Here is a 15,220-nt window from a genome sequence, read left to right as displayed (position 1 = left end):
CATGGCTTTTGAAAACTTGATCCCAATTTCAGATGCTGTTGTGGCTCATGCAGCTTTATTCAATGAGCAAAGTCTTTTTAATCAAATTAAATTGCATACCCGGCAAAATGGAATGCCTGAACTTCAGGAGCTTCAAATTGCTATTATAGGTGTGCGCGAAAATCGGGGCGCAAGCGAGCAGGAAGATGCTTTGATTGATTTCGCTCCTATACGTAAAGCTTTATATCGATTATTTCCTGGCAATTGGCATACGCTTATTGGTGATTTAGGTGATTTAGAGCCTGGTGCGTCGCTTTCAGATACGTTTTATGCGCTTCAAGATATCGTGGGGCAGTTAGTCAAACATAATGTCATCCCTCTTATTATAGGCGGGAGTCAGGATTTGACCTACGCGTTGTATCGTGCTTTTGATAATCTGGATCAGATGGTCAATTTGGTGAATGTAGACAGCTGCTTTGATTTGGGTGATAGCAGTTTGCCAATGACGCATAAATCGTTTGTAGGTAAGATCATCGTAGATCAGCCTTACAACCTGTTTAACTATTCTAATGTAGGTTTTCAGACGTATTACAACAGTCAGGAAGAAATCGATTTGATGGAAAAGCTTTATTTTGACGCTTTTCGTCTGGGTAATACCGTCTCCAATTTAAGCAGTGTAGAGCCGGTAATGCGCGATGCAGATGTGGTGAGTTTTGACCTCTCATCAATGCAAAGTGAAGTGCTTGGGTATATGCATCCTGAGCACGTGAATGGTTTTACAGGACGAGAAGCTTGTGCAATTGCACGTTATGCTGGTCTTAGTGATCGCGTGAGTGTTTTTGGGATATTTGAGTATTTACTATCGGGAAAAACAGAGACTGCATCGGCTCTTGTGGCACAATTAATATGGTATTTTATTGAAGGTGTAAATTACAGGATAGAAGAATCTTTAGCAGACCGAGGAACAGCATTTTTGCATTATAATGTGCCGGTTGAAGATGAGGTTTTAAGCTTTTATAAGAGTACAAAATCAGAACGCTGGTGGATAGAGATTCCTTTCTTAGAGGGAGTTAATAATAAATTAAAGCGACATACGTTATTACCTTGCACGCAAGAAGATTATGAGAATGCTTGTAATCAGGAGATTCCCGAGCGTTGGTATAAGGCAAAACGAAAGAACGAAGTTTAACAAATAAAAAATTCTGGGTTTGAATGTTATTTTTATCAAAAAATTGCTTTTTAGCTTTTTTATAGATAGGTTTACTGTCTCAAATCTAGATTTAACCTAATCTACTTATGAAGAAGTTTATTGCATTTATTGCGATGGTAAGCTTATTGGTGAGTTGTGGTCGTAACGACCGTGGCGAGCTTGTTGGAGTGAAAGGCAAAAAATGGAATCCTGAAAAACCCTACGGAATGACTTTAGTTTCTGGTGGGGCTTTTATCATGGGTAAAAGTGATGATGATATCGCCGCCATCAAAGATGCGCCAACTAAAACGGTTACTGTACGTTCTTTTTATATGGACGAAACCGAAATTACCAACTCAGAATACCGTCAATTTGTTAAATGGGTACGTGACTCAGTAATTCGTGCACGTCTTGCCATAGAAGCTGACCTTATGGGAGAAACTCCAGGGTCTGGTGGGATTGGTGAGTTTGCGTTTCAGGATTATGATCCTGATGATATGACTCCTTATGAGCAATATATGTACGATAACTACTATAGTCTAAGTGATGATTATAGTGATCGTAAGTTGAATTGGGATGTCGATCTTTTTGAAGATCCTATGGATTATCCTGACGAATACTACGTTTCTGTAATGGATACGATGTACATTCCATTAGAAGAAGCTTATAACGGTCAGCGTACGGTTGATGTGGAGAAGCTTGTGTTCAAATACAAGTATCTCGATATGGAAGCAGCCGCTCGCGAGAAAAATGGTTCGCGTAGAGATTTTATTAGAACTGAAGAGACTAAGATTTATCCTGATACCACGGTATGGATTAAAGATTTTGCTTATTCGTACAATGAGCCGATGCATAATGATTACTTCTGGCATAGTGCTTACGACGATTATCCTGTTGTGGGGGTGAGCTGGCAGCAGGCAAAGGCATTCTGTCAATGGCGTACAGACAACAAAAACTCATATAAAAAGCAAAGAGGTCAAGAGCTTGTGAACCGTTTTAGACTTCCTAGTGAAGCCGAGTGGGAATATGCTGCGCGTGGTGGTTTAGAAGGAGCAACCTATCCTTGGGGTGGCCCTTATACCAAAAATGATCGTGGTTGTTTTATGGCAAACTTTAAGCCTTTGCGTGGTGATTATGCTGCAGATCAGGCGCTTTATACCGTTGAGGCCGATTCTTATGAGCCTAATGATTATGATTTATACAATATGGCGGGTAATGTTTCAGAATGGGTAGGTTCATCATATGATCCTAATGCTTATGAATACATTTCTACAATGAACCCTAACGTAAGTGACAGTAAGAACGAGCGTAAGGTTGTTCGTGGTGGCTCTTGGAAAGATGTGGCATACCTTATTCAAGTAAGTACCCGTGATTATGAATATGCAGATTCTGCACGTAGTTATATTGGTTTTAGAACCGTACAAGACTACTTAGGAGTAGAACAGGACGTCAATATGAGAAATGGTCCATCTCGTCGTTAACCTCTAATATATTTCCCCAAATATATCTTAACCTAATTTCACTAAACAAAAAATCTATTTAAAATGGCAAAAAAAGGAAAACTTTCAGTGACTAACATGATTTACGGTCTAGGAGCGGCAGTAGTAATTGTAGGTGCACTATTTAAAATTCAACACTGGCCTTTTGGTTCAGAAATTCTTACCCTAGGAATGGTTGTTGAAGCTTTGGTTTTCGGTTATTCAGCATTTGAGAGACCATCACAAGAATTAGATTGGTCTTTGGTTTATCCTGAGCTTGCAGGTGATAGCCCGGCGGTTGTAAAGCCTAAAAAACAAGAAGAGCTTACCGAAACAAAAGGTTTGCTTTCAGAAAAATTAGATGCGATGCTTAAAGATGCGCGTATTGACTCTGAGTTGATGACAAGTTTAAGTACAAGCATTAGAAGCTTTGAAGGGGCGGCAAAAGGAATGGCGCCTACTGCAGAAGCAATGAACTCAACTAAAAAGTACAGCCAAGAGATGTCTCTTGCAGCTGCACAATTAGAATCTCTAAACAGTCTTTACAAAGTGCAGGTTGAAGCTGCAGGGCGTCAGGCTGAGGTTAACAAGGAGGTTGCTGATAATGCCGGAAAGCTTAAAGAGCAAATGGAGAGTCTGGCAACAAATCTTTCTTCTCTTAATGGTGTTTATGGCGGAATGCTTTCTGCAATGAATAAGCGCTAACTGAATTCTTTTAAACTAAATATTAAATAATTCAGTAGAAAAAATACATTATGGCAGGAGGAACACAGTCGCCAAGACAGAAAATGATCAATCTCATGTACCTTGTATTTATCGCAATGATCGCGATGACTACAGACAAAGAGATTTTAAATGCTTTTAAAATATTTGACGTAAAATTCACCAGTTCTAATACACGTTTAGAACAAGAGAATGAATTGGCAATGGCCGGCTTAGAAGAGAAGGCTGTTGAGCAACCGGCAAAATATGAGCCTTTGCTGAGTAAGGCAGAGCGTGTAAAGCAAGTTTCAGATGACTTTTACAGTTATTTAGGAAACATTAAAGACACTTTAACCGAAGGTGTCGACACCAGCAGTTATGCAAATCTTGATAAAACGGCAGTTCTTGATGAACGCTGGTTTACAGGAGATCGTTATACAAAGAAAGGAGAGGCTTTCTTAGCTAAAATTGACGAGTATAAGGCAGAGATGAAAGACGCACTTGGGCCAGAATTTAGCCAAGTGAATGCAATTATTGAAAGAACCTTTGCAGTAGAGCCGCAAACCAACAAAGACGGTAAAGAGATCGCTTGGTTGCGTTATAACTTTGAAGGTTATCCATTAGCAGCATCCATCACACGTTTTACACAAATGCAAAATGATGTGCGTACGGCTGAGTCAGAAGTGTACTCATCTTTATTACAAGGGCAGTTGAGTAAGGATGTGTCTTTAAGTAACTATCAAGCTATTGTTATTCCAGACAAAACAGCTTTCTTTTCAGGAGAAAATTTTAAAGGAAAAGTTGTTTTAGGACGTTTTGATAACTCGCTTAATTTTGACAAAGTAATCATAAACGGAACTGAGGTAGATAACTTGCAAGCTGGTCAGGTAGTATTAGATTTTCCGGCAGGAAATGTTGGTACGCGTAAGATTAGTGGTGAGCTTGTTTATACTGAAGAAGGAGAGCCAAAATCAATTCCTATCAACAGTGAATACGCAGTAATCAACAAACCAAACTCAGCAACTATTTCTGCAGATAAAATGAATGTGGTGTACCGTGGAGTTGCAAACCCTATGACCATTAGTTTTGCGGGAGTTGCAGATAACAATGTTACTGCAAGTGCTCCGGGTCTTTCTAGAGCTTCAGGAAGTAGCTATGTTATGAATCCAGGGCAAGGGCGTGAAGTAACCATTAATGTTTCAGGAACTTTGGCTGACGGAACTAAAGTGAGCGACTCAAAGCAATTCCGTATTAAAGATATTCCAAGTCCAATCGGAGCTGTTCGTGGAGAAGATGGAATACTAAAAATGCAACGTAATTCGTTAGAGATATCAGAAGTAAGTGCAAAATTGCCTGACTTTGATTTTGAATTGAATCTGCGAGTAACCGGATTTAAATTCAACGTGCCGGGACAGCCTACCGTTCAAGTGAGTGGTAATAAGCTTGATTCTCGAGCGAAAGATGTACTACGTAGAGCACAGCGTGGTTCTACAGTGCAAATATTTGACATTGATGCTCAGATTGCAGGAAACAGCAGTTACCGACTTAAAAAGGTATCACCTGTATTAATTGAGCTCACTAATTAAAAGATTAAGAGGTATGAAAAGCCAGATGCAAGCGTTAAGTGTTTTTTGTTTGATGATGTTGGGTACGGCCGTAATGGCACAAACCAATATTCTCAATGCAAAAATGCCTGGTGAAATGTTTGAGAAGACCGAAAGCCAGAAGCAGCTAGACAATGATAAACCATTACCATACGGTTATGTAGATAGCCGTGATGTGCTATGGGGTAAAAATACTTGGGAGATCGTAGATCTTGATGAGCGTGTCAATTTCCCGCTGTACTATCCTATAGATACAAACAATATTGGTTCAGATCGTAGATCGCTTTATGATGTTTTGGTTAAAAATGTTAAAGCAGGTAAGCTTGATATTTATGCAGATTCATACTTTAATCAAAAAATTGAATTAAGCGATATTGCTGCAGCAATGTCACGTGTTGATACCACAGATTTAGGTATCGAGCAAATCAATGCAGGTTATGAAGTCGATGAGCAATACATTGACCGTAGAGATATCTCTGCTGCTGATATTGAACAATATTGGATACGTGGTTATTGGTACTTTGATAAGCGACAGGGAGAATTAAAATATCGTCTGATTGGTTTAGCTCCGGTTGCACCAGATGTTAACTTTATCGATGATGAAGATCCTGTAATGGTGCCACTTTTTTGGGTTTGGTATCCTACCGCACGTGATATTTTACACGAGGCTAAGGTGTTTAACCCACAGAACTCTGCACAACCGATCTCTTTTGATCATATCTTGAATTCTCGACGTTTTAATGGCGTTATTTATCAGGTTGATAATATTCAAGGAGATCGTGAGGTTAAAGAGTATATCGCAGATAATGCGATGATGCAGTTGCTCGAATCACAACGTATCAAAGAACAAATACGCAACTTTGAAATTGATATGTGGAATTATTAAGTTCAAGTTCGCTAAAAACTACTTAATGGTAAGCCCAAGAAGCATTCGTTAGAGACGAATTTTCAAATTCACGGCTAGCCTAGGTTATTGAGCCTTTGGCGATGCCAATAAATTAAAACGCCTTTTTTTAAAGGCGTTTTTTTATACCCTATTTTTGCTGAATGAAAGAAGTAGATTATATCGTAGTGGGTTTTGGTTTAGCTGGAATGGCGTTCTGTGAGCAGCTCGAGCGCAATGGACACAGCTTTGTTGTGATCGATAAGCAAACCGAAGCTGCTAGTAGAGTCGCTGCAGGATTGATCAATCCTGTGATCTTGAAACGCTATACGATGCCGTGGCAAGGAGAAGAGCAATTTGATTTGGCTAAAGCCTTTTTTAAACGTTTACAAAATCGATTAGAAGTTGAGGCGATTCAGGAAATCCCCGTTTATAAATTATTTGCTTCAGTAGAAGATCAAAACAATTGGTTTGAAGCTTCAGACAAACCTGTGCTTTCGCGTTTTTTAGACGCCACTTTAAAGACCGATGTTTCTTCAGCTGTTGATGCTCGACTACATTGCGGTGAGGTCAAAGAAACAATCAGAATACACCTTTCAAAACTCTTAGATGCTTATCGAGTCAAGCTCCAAGAAAAGGGGCGATACTTGAACGAATCTTTTGAACACGATGCTCTGGTTTTTGATTCAGAAAGCGCAATCACCTATCAAACTTTAAAAGCAAAGCGCATTCTTTTTGCTGAAGGTTTCGGTATAAAGAAAAACCCTTTTTTAAATAAGCTTCCGCTGGTGGGAAATAAAGGTGAATATATCACCATCGCTGCTCCTGACCTTCAAATGACTAAAGCCTTAAAATCTTCCTTTTTTATAATTCCGTTGGGCGACGATTTGTATAAAGTAGGTGCAACCTTTAATTGGCAGGAGAAAGACTGTCTTACTACATCAGCTGCCCGAGAGGAACTTGTAGAGAAATTAGAAGCGGTAATTAATTGTGATTATAAAATAGTGGACCAGGAAGCGGCGGTACGCCCCACTACAGGTGATAGAAGGCCCTTGCTAGGCGTGCATCCCGAGTATCCTCAGATGGCGCTTCTCAATGGTCTGGGAACACGTGGCACAATGATGGCTCCTTATCTTGCAGAGCAGCTTTATAAGCATTTGGAGTATAATGAACCTTTGGATCCAGATGCTCAGATTTTGCGCTTTCCGAAGAAATTTTAAGAGGTCTTTTTCGCTTTTTGAGCGTCGTAATCAAAAAAGAAATTGATCCAGATATTTCGACTAAGGCGCATAATTATTGGTGCAAAAACGAAAAGTGTCCCAATGATCGCGACAAAAGCCGTGACCAAGCTAGAGCCTAAAAAATAATAGGAAATGATAAATGCTGCAACCGCAAAGGCAATACCCACAGCATAACTCACATACATTGCTCCATAAAAAAACGAGGGCTCAATTTTGTACTTTGTATCACAGTGTGAGCAGCGTTCGTGCATTTTGAGGGTGTCAGAAAGTTTGTACGGATTGCTTTCTACATACATACTTTCTCTTTGGCAAACGGGGCAGCTGCCCGTAAAAATGCTGTATAAAGGATTCCCTTGAAGAAGTTTTTTCATAAAGCAAAGTTACTTGATTTCTTCTGAAATCTAAGTAACTCTTGTTACCTAAAGCAATCAATTTAATCCTTTAAAGTCTCTTATTTAATGATAACTTTGCGCCTTAAAATTATGCAAGATGCTTAACATACATAACCTTTCTGTTTCTTTTCAGGGAGAATATTTATTTGAAGAAGTAACCTTTAGGCTAGGGGAAGGAGATCGAGTAGGTCTAGTAGGGAAAAACGGAGCAGGAAAGTCAACGATGTTGCGCATTATTTCTCAAGAGCAGGAATATGATACCGGGCAAATTGCAACCGATAAGGATATTGAAATAGGCTTCTTGAAACAGGATATTGATTTTGTTGAAGGACGCACGGTTCTTGAAGAGTCTTATCAAGCTTTTGAGTTGATCAAAAAACTAGAAAAGCGACTGGAAGAAATCAATACACAGCTAGCAGAACGTACTGATTATGAAAGTGAGTATTATCACGATTTGATGGTTGAGCTTAATGAGGTGCAGCAGCAATATGAGATTCACGGGGGATATAACTATCAGGGTGAAACAGAGCGTATCTTGATGGGTTTAGGTTTTAATCGTGAAGATTTCAATAAAATCACAGATACTTTTTCCGGTGGATGGCGTATGCGTATTGAGTTGGCAAAATTGCTGCTTCAAAATAATGATGTGTTGCTGCTGGATGAGCCTACAAACCACTTAGATATTGAATCGATAATCTGGCTTGAAGGCTTTTTACGCAACTATGCCGGGGCAGTGGTTATCGTATCGCACGATAGAATGTTCTTAGACAATGTAACCAATCGTACCATAGAGATTTCGCTTGGGAAAATCTATGATTACCCAAAGCCTTATTCAGAATATCTGGTGTTGCGTAAAGAAATGCGCGAGCAACAAATGGCAGCGCAGAAAAATCAGCAAAAAGAGATCGAGCAAACTGAAAAGTTAATCGAGAAATTTAGAGCTAAAGCATCTAAGGCGACAATGGCGCAGTCGTTGATCAAGAAGCTCAACCGTATGGATGTGATAGAAGTTGATGAGGATGACAACAGTGTGATGACGCTTAATTTTCCGGTTTCTATTGTGCCGGGGAAAGTAGTGATTGAAGCAGAAGATGTTAAGAAAAGTTACGGTGAGAAAAAGGTTTTAGAAGGAATCGACTTACTTGTAGAGCGCGATAGTAAAACTGCTTTTGTTGGTCAAAACGGTCAGGGGAAATCTACATTAGCAAAAATTATTGTAGATGAGATTTCTTATGAAGGTAAGCTGAAGCTGGGGCATAACGTTCAAATTGGTTATTTCGCCCAAAATCAAGCCGATCACCTTGACGGGAATAAGACCGTATTAGATACGATGATCGATGCTGCAAATGAAAAGAACAGAAGTAAGGTACGTGATATTCTTGGTTCCTTCCTATTTCGGGGCGAAGAAGTTGAGAAGTACGTGCGTGTGCTTTCGGGAGGGGAACGCAACCGCTTGGCTTTAGCAAAACTGATGCTTCAGCCGTTTAATGTTTTGGTAATGGATGAGCCTACAAATCACCTTGATATCAAATCTAAGAATGTACTTAAGGAAGCTTTGAAGCGCTTTGAGGGTACTTTGCTTATCGTATCGCACGACAGGGATTTCCTTCAAGGATTAACCACAACAGTTTACGAGTTTAGAGATCATCAGATCAAAGAATATCTGGGTGATATCGATTATTATCTAGAAAAACGTGCAGTTGAGAATTTACGTGAAATTGAAAAGAAAGATCCCAAAGTAAAATCAAAAACCACTACGGCTACTAAAGATTCGTATAAAGACCAGAAAAAGATAAAGTCTTTAAACAATCAATTGAGTAATATAGAATCTGAGGTGAACAAGCTGGAGCGCCAAATGAAAACTATGGACGACGAACTGGCTGCCGACTATGAGAAGACCAGTGCTAATCCGGAGTTTTTTGATAAATACCAAGCTAAAAAGAAAAAGGTAGAGCAACTCATGGAAAAATGGGAAGCATTATCTTTAGAACTAGAAGACTACAGTTAGTTTTACTTTTATGTTTTTTTTAACTTATTGAGACAGATAGACGGGTATTTTTGTCAATAGTTAATTTTTTCATAAAAAGTTCTTTACATGCTCACAGCTGTACGCTCTATTCTAGCTATCCTGATTTTGGGTATAGCGGTTACCATTGGGTATTTTATCGCAACGCGCGATAATGAAATACCAACTGAAATTGCCAAAGAGGTAAAAACGGTTTTTGTTCAAGAGGTAGTCAACGACACAGTTCCTATTATCATTCCGGCAAACGGAAACCTCACTGCAAAAAATAGGTTAGAATTATATGCTGAAGTGCAAGGTGTTTTCAGGAGTAGTGCACACGATTTTAAGCCGGGTCAGCCCTACAGTAGAGGACAAGTTTTGCTTAATCTGGATTCTTCAGAATATTACGCTTCGGTACAGGCTGCAAAAAGTGAGTTGTACAATTTAATTACTTCCATAATGCCGGATTTACGTTTGGATTATCCGGAGTATTTTGAAAAATGGCAAACTTATTTAGATGGTTTTGACATCAATAAAAGCACGCCGCAACTTCCAGAAACCGCTTCAGAAAAAGAACGCTATTTTATAACCGGTCGAGGTATTTTCTCTTCATATTATAATGTAAAAAACCTGGAACAACGTCTAGGAAAGTATCGCATTGTAGCACCATTTTCGGGGATATTAACAGAGGCTTTGGTCAATAAAGGAACTTTAGTTCGCTCAGGGCAAAAGCTGGGGGAGTTTATAGATACTTCGGTTTATGAATTAGAAGTAGCCGTAAGTAAACGTTTTGGCGACCTTTTAGAGTTAGGAGAAGAGGTAATGCTCTCAGACCGTAATGATATAGAGCAATTTACCGGAAAGGTGGTGCGCATCAATGGCCGCGTAGATCAGGCTACACAAACCATTCGGGTTTTTATAGAAGTAAAAGGTTCAGATAAGCTCAAAGAAGGCATGTATTTGCAAGCAAATCTTGAGGCTAGAGATGAGCCTAATGCGATTAGTATTCCGCGTCAATTATTGGTAGACAATTCGCAAATCTACGTAGTACGTGATAGTATTTTGGATTTGGTAGAAATCAATCCGGTTTACTTTTCAGATAAAGAAGCTGTGATAAGCGGTTTGCCTGACGGTACGCAATACCTGTCAAAATCTGTTCCCGGAGCTTATGCCGGAATGCGCGTGAAGATTTTTGAAGATCAACAAGAATCAACACAGTAGGTTTATGAAAAAAATTATAAGCTACTTCATTAAGTATAGTGTTGCCGTAAATGTGGTGATACTGGCTTTCGTCATTTTTGGGATCATTGGTATTCTAAGAATGCGTTCGTCGTTCTTTCCACTTATAGACTCACAAATCATTACCATAAGTGTTGCTTATCCGGGTGCTGCACCTCAGGAAATTGAAGAAGGGGTGATCCTAAAAATTGAAGACAACCTCAAAGGCCTCGTTGGGATAGAACGTGTGACTTCAACTTCACGCGAAAACGGCGGAAGCGTAACAGTAGAGATTGAACAAGGAGAGGATATCAACGTGATTCTTGCCGAAGTTAAAAATGCGGTCGATCGCGTTCCCAGCTTTCCTACCGGTATGGAACCGCTCGTGGTGGCCAAGCAGGAAGCCATTAGACAAACCATCAGTTTTGCGATAAGTGGCGAAACCTTAGATCTTGCCACGCTGAAGCAAATCGCGCGGTCTATTGAATATGATCTTCGGGCAATGGACGGGATCTCTCAAATTGAAATTACCGGTTTCCCTGAAGAGGAAATAGAAATTGCAGTACGTGAAAACGACCTGCTTGCTTATGGTCTAACCTTTCAGGAAGTTGCACAAGCCGTATCCAGAGCCAATATTCTCACCACCGGTGGAAATATTAAAACCGAAACCGAGGATTATCTCATACGCGCAAATAACCGCGCGTATTATGGTAAAGAACTTACCAATCTAATTGTTCGTGCAAACCCTGATGGTTCGCTTATACGCTTAAGCGATGTGGCGGTAATAAGAGATCGTTTTTCTGAAACGCCTAACGCATCCTACTTTAATGGGAATCTTGCAGTAAACGTAGAAATTAGCAATACCAATAACGAAGATCTATTACCTACCGCAGCTAAGGTTAAAGATTATATAGAAGACTTTAATAAGCGTTATGATGCCGTTCAGATCGATATTACTTCAGATTCTTCGATACGTTTAGAGCAGCGTACGCAGTTGTTAGTGGTAAATGGAGCAGAAGGTATCTTACTGGTATTACTCTTTTTGTCTTTCTTCTTAAATACGCGATTGGCATTTTGGGTAGCTGCGGGGATTCCGGTAGCGTTTTTAGGAATGTTCATATTTGCAGGAGGCTTTGGTGTTACGATAAACGTGCTTTCCCTTTTTGGGATGATCATCGTGATAGGTATTCTGGTAGACGACGGTATCGTGATCTCAGAGAATATTTATCAGCATTATGAGATGGGAAAAACGCCAATTCGTGCCGCAATTGATGGTACGATGGAAGTTATTCCGCCAATTATCTCTGCAATCATACAACGGTTCTGGCCTTTTCAACTTTCTTGTTTTTAGACAGTAGAATAGGAGAATTCTTTGGCGAAGTCTCCACGGTGGTGATTCTTACTTTGGTGGTTTCGCTGGTAGAAGCCTTGATCATTTTGCCGGCGCATATTGCACATAGTAAAGCCTTGGTGAATGAGTCTGATGAAGCTGTTGCCTCCAAAACGGGCATTGATAAATTCTTATATAAACTGCGCTTTTTTAATGAAAAGGGTGATCAATTCATGTCTTACATGCGGGATAAGCTATATACGCCAACACTCAAGTTTGTATTAAAAAATCAATTGCTTTCGCTATGTGTGCTTTTAGCGCTTTTTGTACTTACGATAAGTTCTATAATGGGTAGCGTGGTAGGCGTAACTATATTCCCCAACGTGGCTAGTGATACGGTTTCTATTGAATTGCTGATGCCGGAAGGAACAAACCCTGAGCGTACCGATAGTATAATCACTATGGTAGAAGATGCGGCCTGGGTAGTGAATGAAGATTTCACTTCGCGTCAAACCGATGAAATGCAGGTTATTGAAAACATCATCAAGCGCGTAGGTCCAGGGAATAACAAGGCTTCTTTACGTATCAACCTCCTGCCGGGAGAGTTTAGGGATTTTTCCTCGCCAGAAATCACCAATGCGATACGAGATGAAGTTGGTGGAGTTTTTGGTGTAGAACGCCTCACGTTTGGTTCTGGTGGTAATTTTGGTGGAAGTCCGATCTCTATTTCTTTATTGGGTAATAATACCGAAGAATTAGAAGCTGCTAAAGAAGAGTTAAGAGCCAAACTAGAAGATAATATTTTACTACGAGATGTTGTAGATACCGATCCTGAAGGAATAAAAGAAATTCAAATTGAGCTGAAAGAAACCGCATATTCCTTAGGTCTTAACCTGAACAGTGTGATGGCGCAAGTGCGTAGCGGATTTTTTGGTACACAGGCGCAACGTTTTCAGCGTGGACAAGATGAGATTCGAGTTTGGGTGCGCTATGATCGCAGCGACCGTAGCAGCCTAAACGATCTTGATGATATGCGCATCGTTACGCCTTCAGGAGATCGAATTCCGCTGCGCGAAATTGCAACTTATACCATTTCACGTGGAGACGAATCTATAAGTCATTTAGAAGGACAGCGTGAGATTCAAGTCAACGCAGATATGGCAGATCCTAACGGAAGTGTAACCGATATTATGGCCGATATTCAGCAGAATATTATGCCAGATATTTTATCAAAATATCAAACACTTTCAGTCTCTTATGAAGGTCAAAATCGAGAAGCTGAAAAATTAAGCAGTTCTGCAAATAAGGTGGTTTGGGTGATTTTGTTCCTGATCTACGCGACCATCGCTTTTACCTTCCGTAGTTATAGTCAGCCGTTTTTACTGTTGTTTATGATTCCTTTCAGCATTATTGGTGTCGCCTGGGGGCATTATTTTCACGGGTTCCCAATCAACGTACTTTCAGCATTAGGGATTATTGCATTAATTGGTATTATGGTTAACGACGGACTGGTGCTTATAGGTAAATTAAACGGATCGTTAAAAGCAGGAGTTAAGTTTGAAGAAGCACTTATGGATGCCGGTAAATCGCGTTTTAGAGCAATTTTCTTAACGAGTATCACAACCATTGCAGGTCTTGCTCCATTATTGCTTGAAAAGAGTAGACAGGCGCAGTTTTTAAAGCCTATGGCGATCTCTATTTCTTACGGAATTGGGATAGCGACAATACTTACTTTATTGATGTTGCCGTTGCTTTTATCAATTTCCAATACCATTAAAACCAAAGCAGCTTGGGTAAAAACTGGTAAGGAGCCTTCTCGTGAAGATGTTGAGCGCGCAATTAAAGAATTAAAAGAAGAAGATGAAGCTCACTAGTATACAATTTTTAGTAGTCGGTGTATTTGTGCTGATGCTGCCTTTTTGCGCTACAGCTCAGGAAGAAGTGCTCTCCAAGTCTGAGGCGATCGCACTTACTCTGGAGAATAATTACAATATTGCTGTTGCCGGTAATACGGTGGAAATCGCAGAAAATAATGCAGATTTATTGAATTCTAATTACTTGCCTAGCATCTTTGGTCTTGCCGGCGCAAATTACAGTGTTCAAGATCAACAGACAGATAGGGACGATGGACAATCTTTTGAATTGAATGATGCCAGATCAGAAAGTTACAATGCTTCATTAAATCTGGAGTATACCCTTTTTGATGGTTTAGGAAGATTGTACAATTATAAAAGTCTAAAAGAGAATTACAACCTTTCAAAATTAGAGGCAAGAGAAACTATAGAGAATACGGTTTTACAATTATTCTCTGTGTATTATGAGGTTGCACGTCTTACCGAAAATGTTGAGATCCTAGAGCAAACGCTTGAGATCTCGAGAAATAGAGTTAAACGAGCCGGATATCAGTTTGATTACGGCCAAAACACAAAGCTAGAGGTGCTTAATGCTGAAGTTGATGTGACCAATGACAGTATTAATTTGATGAACACCCGCCAACTTTTGCAAAACACAAAGCGCGATCTTAATGTGGTGCTCGCCAGAAATTTGCAAGCAGGATTTGCAGTAGATACCAATGTGACGTTTATTCCAAAAATTCAATTGGAGTCTTATATTGATCTCGCTCAGGAAAATAATGTGCGCATCTTACAAAGCGAATCAGCAATCACGCTGAGCGAATATGATATACAATCTTCTAAGGCGCGTTTTTTACCTACGGTGGGACTTTCGGGCTCTTATGGTTGGAATGAGTCGATCTCTCCGGCTTCTGCTTTCTTTGGCGGTAGTACACGGCAAACTACAGGATGGCAAGGCGGATTAAGCTTACGCTGGAATCTTTTTGACGGTGGTACTAGCATAACGCAGTTTAAGAATGCAAAAATAGCCAAGGATAATCAAGAATTATTGAAGCAACAAATTGAACTTGAGGTGGAGCGCGACATTGCAAATGCACTCGGTAATTATGAGAATCTTGTCGACGTTTTTGAAATTCAAGAGCAAAATGTGATCACCAATAAAAACAACTTTGAACGTTCAAAAGAGCGCTTCAATCTGGGGCAAATCACTTCGATAGAGTTTAGGCAGGCGCAGATCAATCTCATCAATGCGCAAACCAACAAAAACCTGGCGAAGTACGAAGCGAAGTTTGCAGAGCTTCAGCTTTTGCAGCAAATAGGCCAGTTGCTTAATATCGAATTTTAAG

Annotated in this window: 10 protein-coding genes and 1 pseudogene; 10 read left to right on the top strand and 1 reads right to left on the bottom strand. The window is 39.9% G+C overall.

Features of this window, described 5'->3' with window-relative positions; all coding sequences use genetic code 11:
- Position 1: 1 nt before the first annotated feature.
- From WA338_RS06500 to WA338_RS06475, 6 genes are all read left to right on the top strand, one after another.
- On the top strand, positions 2–1,168 hold the full coding sequence (locus WA338_RS06500; protein ID WP_009779101.1) for a formimidoylglutamase: 1,167 nt from the start codon (positions 2–4) through the stop codon (positions 1,166–1,168).
- A 107-nt stretch (positions 1,169–1,275) separates the two neighbouring features.
- Positions 1,276–2,649, top strand: coding sequence for a type IX secretion system lipoprotein PorK/GldK (gene porK, locus WA338_RS06495; protein ID WP_009779102.1), 1,374 nt, complete (start codon positions 1,276–1,278; stop codon positions 2,647–2,649).
- Between the two features lie 63 nt (positions 2,650–2,712).
- Positions 2,713–3,351: a type IX secretion system motor protein PorL/GldL gene (porL, locus tag WA338_RS06490; RefSeq protein ID WP_009779103.1), complete on the top strand. Its 639-nt coding sequence runs from the start codon at positions 2,713–2,715 to the stop codon at positions 3,349–3,351.
- 50 nt (positions 3,352–3,401) lie between these two features.
- Entirely contained in the window at positions 3,402–4,934 is a 1,533-nt protein-coding gene (gene porM / locus WA338_RS06485; protein WP_009779104.1) for a type IX secretion system motor protein PorM/GldM, read from the top strand.
- A 13-nt stretch (positions 4,935–4,947) separates the two neighbouring features.
- Positions 4,948–5,838: a type IX secretion system ring protein PorN/GldN gene (porN, locus tag WA338_RS06480; protein ID WP_009779105.1), complete on the top strand. Its 891-nt coding sequence runs from the start codon at positions 4,948–4,950 to the stop codon at positions 5,836–5,838.
- Between the two features lie 161 nt (positions 5,839–5,999).
- Positions 6,000–7,055, top strand: coding sequence for an NAD(P)/FAD-dependent oxidoreductase (locus WA338_RS06475; protein ID WP_336092749.1), 1,056 nt, complete (start codon positions 6,000–6,002; stop codon positions 7,053–7,055).
- Here WA338_RS06475 and WA338_RS06470 read toward each other — a convergent pair.
- Positions 7,052–7,447 carry a DUF983 domain-containing protein gene (locus WA338_RS06470; RefSeq protein WP_336092747.1) on the bottom strand — a complete coding sequence of 132 codons (396 nt, stop codon included), beginning with the start codon at positions 7,445–7,447 and terminating at the stop codon, positions 7,052–7,054. The genes WA338_RS06475 and WA338_RS06470 overlap by 4 nt on opposite strands.
- A gap of 118 nt (positions 7,448–7,565) precedes the next feature.
- On the opposite strand from WA338_RS06470, the gene WA338_RS06465 reads away from it, so the two are divergent.
- The 4 genes and pseudogenes from WA338_RS06465 (at position 7,566) to WA338_RS06450 (ending at position 15,219) form a co-directional block, all read left to right on the top strand.
- Positions 7,566–9,476 (top strand): ABC-F family ATP-binding cassette domain-containing protein, encoded by a 1,911-nt coding sequence (locus WA338_RS06465; RefSeq protein ID WP_336092745.1) that lies wholly within the window; start codon positions 7,566–7,568, stop codon positions 9,474–9,476.
- 87 nt (positions 9,477–9,563) lie between these two features.
- The gene (locus WA338_RS06460) at positions 9,564–10,694 is read left to right on the top strand and encodes an efflux RND transporter periplasmic adaptor subunit (RefSeq protein ID WP_336092743.1); all 1,131 of its coding nucleotides are present in this window, start codon (positions 9,564–9,566) and stop codon (positions 10,692–10,694) included.
- A gap of 4 nt (positions 10,695–10,698) precedes the next feature.
- A pseudogene (locus tag WA338_RS06455) lies at positions 10,699–13,895 on the top strand (efflux RND transporter permease subunit).
- The gene (locus WA338_RS06450) at positions 13,882–15,219 is read left to right on the top strand and encodes a TolC family protein (RefSeq protein ID WP_009779112.1); all 1,338 of its coding nucleotides are present in this window, start codon (positions 13,882–13,884) and stop codon (positions 15,217–15,219) included. The pseudogene WA338_RS06455 and the gene WA338_RS06450 overlap by 14 nt, the downstream one beginning before the upstream one ends.
- The last annotated feature ends 1 nt before the right edge of the window (position 15,220 follow it).

Source organism: Leeuwenhoekiella sp. CH_XMU1409-2 (assembly GCF_037029365.1).
Classification (GTDB): Bacteria; Bacteroidota; Bacteroidia; order Flavobacteriales; family Flavobacteriaceae; genus Leeuwenhoekiella; species Leeuwenhoekiella blandensis.
Note: the sequence above shows the minus strand (reverse complement) of the source record. Positions and strands in the feature narration are given on the sequence as shown.

Excerpts from the sequence above, each read along its gene's own strand:
- WA338_RS06500 (WP_009779101.1), top strand. The coding sequence starts at position 2 with ATGGCTTTTGAAAACTTGATCCCAATTTCAGATGCTGTTGTGGCTCAT.
- porK (WP_009779102.1), top strand. The coding sequence starts at position 1,276 with ATGAAGAAGTTTATTGCATTTATTGCGATGGTAAGCTTATTGGTGAGT.
- porL (WP_009779103.1), top strand. The coding sequence starts at position 2,713 with ATGGCAAAAAAAGGAAAACTTTCAGTGACTAACATGATTTACGGTCTA.
- porM (WP_009779104.1), top strand. The coding sequence starts at position 3,402 with ATGGCAGGAGGAACACAGTCGCCAAGACAGAAAATGATCAATCTCATG.
- porN (WP_009779105.1), top strand. The coding sequence starts at position 4,948 with ATGAAAAGCCAGATGCAAGCGTTAAGTGTTTTTTGTTTGATGATGTTG.
- WA338_RS06475 (WP_336092749.1), top strand. The coding sequence starts at position 6,000 with ATGAAAGAAGTAGATTATATCGTAGTGGGTTTTGGTTTAGCTGGAATG.
- WA338_RS06470 (WP_336092747.1), bottom strand. The coding sequence starts at position 7,447 with ATGAAAAAACTTCTTCAAGGGAATCCTTTATACAGCATTTTTACGGGC.
- WA338_RS06465 (WP_336092745.1), top strand. The coding sequence starts at position 7,566 with ATGCTTAACATACATAACCTTTCTGTTTCTTTTCAGGGAGAATATTTA.
- WA338_RS06460 (WP_336092743.1), top strand. The coding sequence starts at position 9,564 with ATGCTCACAGCTGTACGCTCTATTCTAGCTATCCTGATTTTGGGTATA.
- WA338_RS06450 (WP_009779112.1), top strand. The coding sequence starts at position 13,882 with ATGAAGCTCACTAGTATACAATTTTTAGTAGTCGGTGTATTTGTGCTG.